General features: G+C 44.3%; 6 protein-coding genes. 1 reads left to right on the top strand and 5 read right to left on the bottom strand.

What is annotated here, in order from left to right; genetic code table 11:
* The 3 genes from L5M18_RS14600 to L5M18_RS14590 form a co-directional block, all read right to left on the bottom strand.
* Window positions 1-147: transposase domain-containing protein (locus L5M18_RS14600; protein ID WP_170919394.1), on the bottom strand; the 147-nt coding region annotated here is incomplete at its 3' end.
* 112 nt (window positions 148-259) lie between these two features.
* Window positions 260-1,516 (bottom strand): GTPase, encoded by a 1,257-nt coding sequence (locus L5M18_RS14595; RefSeq protein WP_263197495.1) that lies wholly within the window; start codon window positions 1,514-1,516, stop codon window positions 260-262.
* A 62-nt stretch (window positions 1,517-1,578) separates the two neighbouring features.
* The gene (locus tag L5M18_RS14590) at window positions 1,579-1,980 is read right to left on the bottom strand and encodes a hypothetical protein (RefSeq protein WP_263197493.1); all 402 of its coding nucleotides are present in this window, start codon (window positions 1,978-1,980) and stop codon (window positions 1,579-1,581) included.
* A 130-nt stretch (window positions 1,981-2,110) separates the two neighbouring features.
* Between L5M18_RS14590 and L5M18_RS14585 the strand changes: the two genes are divergently transcribed.
* Window positions 2,111-3,799 (top strand): sigma 54-interacting transcriptional regulator, encoded by a 1,689-nt coding sequence (locus L5M18_RS14585; RefSeq protein WP_099457742.1) that lies wholly within the window; start codon window positions 2,111-2,113, stop codon window positions 3,797-3,799.
* A 378-nt stretch (window positions 3,800-4,177) separates the two neighbouring features.
* On the opposite strand, the gene L5M18_RS14580 is transcribed toward L5M18_RS14585, so the two are convergent.
* A complete protein-coding gene (locus L5M18_RS14580) occupies window positions 4,178-5,440 on the bottom strand; it encodes a tyrosine-type recombinase/integrase (RefSeq protein ID WP_263197490.1) in 1,263 nt (420 codons plus the stop codon).
* Window positions 5,441-5,759: 319 nt separating this feature from the next.
* Window positions 5,760-6,374 (bottom strand): HTH-type transcriptional repressor FabR, encoded by a 615-nt coding sequence (gene fabR / locus L5M18_RS14575; protein WP_105251021.1) that lies wholly within the window; start codon window positions 6,372-6,374, stop codon window positions 5,760-5,762.
* Window positions 6,375-6,515 lie beyond the last annotated feature (141 nt).

Raw genomic sequence — 6,515 nt, 5'->3', positions numbered from 1 at the left:
CATCGGCAATTTACGCCGTCTTAACGTCGCAACGCCCTGAGAGTCTAGACAAGATTGAATTAACTCAGGTTCTAACACATCTGCTAAGCAGGTGAATTCGGTTAGGCGGGTAATATGAGTACGGGCGAGTGCTTCTGAGAGTTGCATAAAAAATCCGATGACATGAGGTCATCGGATTTTGATCTTTTCAGCGAGATCGTCAAGCGATCTGTCTTAACTGATCGGCATTAGGCATGCCCCAGGTTTTATTTTCTCGCCGTTATTTTTGTTCGGCTTTTAAGTGTTCGGTCTCTTTACCCTTAGCTTCTAACTGACTCACTACCCAGTTAAACACGGCCTGCGTACCAATTGGGCCATCTTGTGGCCAGCGCGGGTCTGGGTCAAACACGGTTTCAATCACATCGGGGTTATCCAAGCGTATTTTGGCTACCTCAAGCATTTTCTCTTTCTGATCCGGGCGCAGCATATCTACCTTATTTAGGCAGACCAACACAGGTTTACCCTCCGCCTTTAATTTTTCCAATGTCTCCACTTCGTGACCCGATACTCCACGGCAGACATCGACCACCAGCAGGAACAGATCGGTATGCTTAATGTTGTCATTCACTAGGTCATTGACCTCGGAACGAACGTCGTGAAATCCAGGGAAGTTAATCAGTTTAATGGTGCCAGTATGCCCAAGGTCATAAACTTTCGTATCGGCTGTTGAGCCAGCAATAGGATTGATATTGCCAGTATCGACACCGAATACACTTTTTAATAGCGCGTCTTTGCCTACGGAACCATCTCCCACTACGCTGATGGTCAGGCGTTTCAATACGTTTTGACGCAACATTGCAATGTGTATGATCGCCGGGACTGTTTTTCGAAAAGCTGGGCCAGCAATTTCTACCGCCAGCCATGTGCCGGAAACAATCCAACCAATTGGCCCTAGAAATGCCCCGACCCCTCTTACCAGCGCTGCATTTGCTGCAAAGTTGAGGCCATTACCCAGAAGTGAGCGGGCCAGCATGTTGGCCAGAATGACGGTCATCCGATACACCGCGAAGCCACCAAATTGGTTAAGCATCACCTGCGAAGCCAATAATGTGCCCGCCAGTATTGCTCCCTGATCTTTTTCTGAAAGATTCATAGAACGCATCAGCGCGCTGCGTTCTTCATCGCTCATTTTCTTCAGTGCATCAGAAAACATATGCTGAATAATTAATTCTTCGTTTTTCTCTACCGAATTGTTTTCACTGATCCCTTGAACCTTGAGCTTTTCACCAACATCGCAGACGATTTCTTTATACTCAACGCCTTTACCGCTGCGAAATATTCTGGCGATATCGTTGCTGCCCATTTTGCACAGGTAATCGGCAATTTTTTGCGCATCTGAATGGGTACTGCTGCGCTCCATCTGTAGCTTTAGTTCCTCCTGGGTGGTGCCAAGGTATTTAAGCAGTGGAGTAATGTCTTCTTTTTTCTGCGCTAGGGATCGTTGTAAAACATCAACGAGTGAAAGAGGTTTGGTCATTATTTATTTCCTTTTGAGCAGGTGCTGCGTTGTGCCGCTGCACCTGCGTTTACTGTAATAAGTTAGACTAACGTCAGAACAAGGTTGCCGCTATCGGCTACCGGGGTGACAGTAATACGTATCTGCGCTAAGGCTGCCCCAGCCGCAGTCCCTAGCACTGCCCCTGTTAACGCGCCGAGCACACCGCCTAAAATCGCGCCCATCACCGTGCCAGTTACCACCCCAGTGGTACAAAAGTAAATTATACGATCGGTCGATGGGTCTTCAAACTGAACCGTAATACGGCGTGCTTTGCAGAAGTCATGCAGTTCGTTTTCAACGCTTTGCAGCAAGCTGGCCGCGACTTCAAATTGTGTCCCTTTGGCTTTTACGCCAATAAAGGCTAACAGTTTACTGATTTGGTCTGGACTAGCAATTTGGATAGTCATGTTGATTTCTCTTTGGTTAATTTTAGAAGTAGTCATGGCTCTCGCTCCTATATAGAAGACTGATATGACTATTGCGAAGTATGTGCCAACTTTAAAAATATTTTTTAATACATATAAAACAATGTTTTATATATTCATCGCTCAATGTTGACTTTTTGTTTTAGTAATGAAAACATCGCTAAGTGTTTCACTTAATAATGATTTCGACATTATGAATTTCCGTGTGATCAATTTTAGCGAAGAAAAATCTCCAGCCGATTTAGCATTTTATTGGCATCAGGTCAGTACAGAATTGTCCTGCGAGCAGACAATTTCGTTTACCTCAGATATTACCGATATGATTTCTCAGGCCGTGCTGAACGAATGGAGGCTGGCGCTGGAGTTGCTCGTGAAACAGGAAAACATCCTAGTTTTGGTGAAAAAATATCCGGAATTTATGCAGTGGGTTGAGCTAATTGCAGATAAGGGACCAAGTCTAGTCTTGCAAAATGAGAGTAATATTTTCAAAGCTGTAGGGATAATAGACCGATACGATCTGGGTAATGACCGCGATTTTATCAACCGAGCGCGAGCTATTGTGATGCGCAAAACCGTTTTTTTGCTACCAGATAGTGCCCCGTCAGGCTCAGCGTTGTACCAAGTTGATAAGCGTAATGAGTTTATCGGTTCGCTTTCGGTTTTGCTTAGTTCAGGAAACACCTCCATCGCGTTGGCAAAATCTGGGCATAAGGCCGCTGCTGGCGATTCAATCTTCCGAAACGTGCTGGCCTCGCTCTTTGCTAGGAATTCACAGCTGCGAATGGATGAGGATACGGGCATTCACATCAAGCCTGGCCCTCTACTTATTGAAGGAGATACTGGGACTGGTAAAAGTGCGGCGGCAAAACATCTCGCCACGAAAATGGGTAAGACAATGGTTGAGATTAACCTTGCCGCCGTCAGTGAAACATTGCTGGAAACCCGTATGCGAGGATCGACAAGCGGTGCATTTACCGGAGCAACCAACAAAAAAGGATTTTTTGAAGAATCACATAACGGCGTGCTTTTCCTCGATGAACTACAAAGCGCAAGTCTGGCCTCACAAACACAGTTGTTGGATTTACTGTCTGCCATTAGTAATGACGTCTGGATTAGTAAAGTAGGTGATGATGCGACTAAGAAAAAATACGATGTCAAAGTGGTACTCGCTGTCAATGAACCCGTCGAGCTCCTACTGGCAGAAGGTCGGTTACGTCGCGATTTGTTTCATCGTATTCGTGACGTTGTGAAATTCAAATCACTCAACGAGCTTTTTGCAAAAGACAATGCTCTAGAGTTGTTAACCCACATTCTGACGCTCTACCGATGGAAATCCTTAGATTTGCCTGTATTTACCAGCAATGGAAAGGCGAAACAGCTTTTGTCACAGCTTTTCACGGTTTACGAAGAGGGAGTCATGGAAAAAATATTACATTCCCCTTGGCCGGGAAACTTTCGCCAGCTGGAACGCTTCGCTTGGGATCTCTTCTTTGTCCTAGGAGACAGCATCGAAGTGACTAATAAACTTATCGACCGGCTGCTGAAAGAGGAGGTGAACCGTATTCCGCCCACCCTTATTGAGACCGAGCCAGCTCACATAGAGCAAACTGTCCCTATAATATTCAGTGAAGTGGAATCCATTATCAAAAAGCACAATTTCAACATGAAAGCCTCACTGCCAGAACTCGGGGCTTACCGTCTGCGAACCTACAATGCTCTTAGAGGATTTATAAGGGAAAACAAAGCCCAATTCAGCGAGGTTTTTTTGGCTGACTCCAAAATTACGAAGATTATTAACTCAGGAGCAAAAGTAAGAAAGGCTGGAGATGTGATCTGATACTTATGGACATCTCGGTAAGTAAACTAATAATTTACTGGTTCTACAATGACGAATAAGTGACCATTTGAATAAAATGATCGACAAAGCTCTTGTTAGAGGCATACCGGTATTTAAATCGGACTGTTGACTTTAGCTTTAGCTTTAGCTTTAGCTTTAGCTTTAGCTTTAGCTTTAGCTTTAGCTTTAGCTTTAGCTTTAGCTTTAGCTCTAGCTCAGTTAAAAGCTTTTAACTGAGCTAGAGCTAAATAGTTATTATTTCAGCATGAGGTGTTTATTATCAATTTCAAATATTGCGACAATTTCTCTAATGCTTCCCTTCGCTCATCGAAATAATCATGCTTGCTTATAAATACCCTCCTCTTTTTAGTTGATATTTTAAGCAAGTTTCTGTGGTGATAAAGGTACGACATTCTCAATCATCAGTGTTTCGAGCTTCTCTCCCCAAGCTTGTAATACTGATAATTGCTCATTCAGGTAATCATGATGATTATAGACTCGCAGCATCCCAGGAAGCTGATGACCAACCGTCTTTTCAATTGCCACTATATCTAGTCCCATTTCACTGCATCGACTGATAAAAGTACGGCGTAAGTCATGAGGCGAGAAATGTTCAAGATTTGACGGCAGGTTGCGTTTGATATGAGAGCGAATCGCAGAGGGCTCTTGTACTTTATCTAAGCCAACCTGAGGCCATACCAATTTCCAATGACTAGGGACACTCTCACGTTGCTCTAGCAGCTGTTTAACAAGGTAGTCGCTTAGTGGCACTTGGCGACTGTCTTGGCTCTTAGTGTGCCGATCTTCTGAACTCGCAGGCAGCAGCCAAAGCTGCTTATCAAAATCAATTTCACTCCAGCGCATTTCAAGTACCGCACTGATCCTTTGTCCACACCCAAGTAAGAAATTTAATAGCCGAATATTGGTAGCATCCGTTCGCCAAGAAGGCAAACTTGTTAGCAATATTTTCAGCTCGGAGAAGCTTAGATTTCGCCTGGTGATTTTCGTCCCGCCACCCACATCTCTCGCCCTCAATAGCGGAGCAGGATGCGTATCGATCATATTCAACGCCAAGGCATGCTTGATAACCTGATTGATGATCTTGTGACACACCCCTATGGCGCCAGCCATCCTCCGACCATTTTTATCCACCTTAGCATCAAACACTTTATTGAGATCATTCATTCTCAAATCAGCTAATTTAATGTTGCCAAGATACGGCTTTATGTCGCGCAAATAGATGGCTCTTGCCTGAGAACCCCGCAATTGCTTTGAAAGCTGCTTCTCATCAAAACTCACAAAAGCATTATCAAATGTTTTCGCTTCCTCTTGCTCACGATGCTCTCTTAACAATTCTTGCTTAGGATTCTTGTTATTTTCTAGCCAACTACGGAAACGCCCGGCCTCTTTTCTTGCCTGCTCTAATGTCATCCCGGTTTCGGGTCTCGACTTGTCGTATCGGCCCATTGAGATTTTTTCGTGCTTCTTACCAACTTGAAATCGAAATACCCAAGTCATAGTGCCAGTTGGGCGGACGCGGATGTTGAGCCCCTCAATTTTTTTATCTGGGATTAGGTACTCTTTATCTTGCGGACTCAATGCTTGTAATGTGGCATTGCTGCTAATTCGCTTTGTGGTCATGAGTAAACCTCAACAATTCTGGGTACGGCTGGGGGTACGGTGACGGGTGAGTTTTTATTGTATCCCCAGAGATACTCATGGACAACAATAAAAATAAAATCTTATAGAATCAATTTGATATGAAACATCGATGGACTTGCATGGACACACGTAGATTGGAAATCTTTTACACAGATCACATGGAAACGGGTGTACTACTCGAGCGTCGTTAATCACTTCAGATACACTGAGCTCGACTGCATAACACTTAAACGTAAATTCGCTAAAAATAATGGAGCCTTAGGCTCCATTATTTTAGTAAATCTACATCTCACTCAGATTAGCGGTGTTCAACCTTATGCTGCAAAGCCTCGGCGCCTTTGGCGACCATGCGCAATTGCATGACTAATTGATCGGCAAGAATTTTGCGGTCAGCCCGTTTCATATCTAATGCGGAAGCGCCGGCATTAAACACCAGTGTAACTAAAGCTTCAGCCTGTGCACGAGCTAGCAAGGGGGTTCGCCCCGCTTTGGCTTCGGTATAATGAGCCAATTCAGAAATAAAATGCTCAATTTCGCGGGCAACTGCCGCACGGAACGCTGCTGAGGTTCCTGAACGTTCATGCAATAAGATACGGAATACGTTTGGATTAGAATCAAGCACTTCCATAAAGGTATCAACGGAAATACGGATCACACTGCCACCCACTTCAGCTCGCTGACGGCCTTTACGCATCATCTGCCTTAGGGTTAACCCGCCCTCGTCAACCATAGTAAGACCGAGTTCGTTCATATCTTTAAAATGGCGATAAAAAGATGTCGGCGCGATATTAGCTTCCCGAGCAACTTCTCGTAAACTCAGACTTGAGAAACTGCGCTCAGCACTTAGCTGATTAAAGGCCGCATCGACTAAAGCTCTGCGAGTTTTCTCTTTTTGCTGTGCTCGAATACCCATTCTTAAATCCGCTAACTGAATGTAATAACGCGATAATACCGCTTTTAGGCATTAAACACAGCCCTATCGTCCTTGACCAAACAATATAGCTAAGCTAAATTAGCTTACAGATGTACGCTCAAAAGCGAATTTTGGAAACCT

The organism is Shewanella sp. SM20 (assembly GCF_025654545.1).
GTDB classification, from domain to species: Bacteria; Pseudomonadota; Gammaproteobacteria; order Enterobacterales; family Shewanellaceae; genus Shewanella; species Shewanella oncorhynchi.
The sequence above is the reverse complement of the archived record's forward strand: the minus strand, read 5'-3'. Positions and strand labels throughout refer to the sequence as shown.

What these genes read in the sequence shown, in the direction of transcription:
- fabR (WP_105251021.1), bottom strand. Translation starts at nt 6,374, where the DNA reads ATGGGTATTCGAGCACAGCAAAAAGAGAAAACTCGCAGAGCTTTAGTC.
- L5M18_RS14580 (WP_263197490.1), bottom strand. Translation starts at nt 5,440, where the DNA reads ATGACCACAAAGCGAATTAGCAGCAATGCCACATTACAAGCATTGAGT.
- L5M18_RS14595 (WP_263197495.1), bottom strand. Translation starts at nt 1,516, where the DNA reads ATGACCAAACCTCTTTCACTCGTTGATGTTTTACAACGATCCCTAGCG.
- L5M18_RS14590 (WP_263197493.1), bottom strand. Translation starts at nt 1,980, where the DNA reads ATGACTACTTCTAAAATTAACCAAAGAGAAATCAACATGACTATCCAA.
- L5M18_RS14585 (WP_099457742.1), top strand. Translation starts at nt 2,111, where the DNA reads ATGAAAACATCGCTAAGTGTTTCACTTAATAATGATTTCGACATTATG.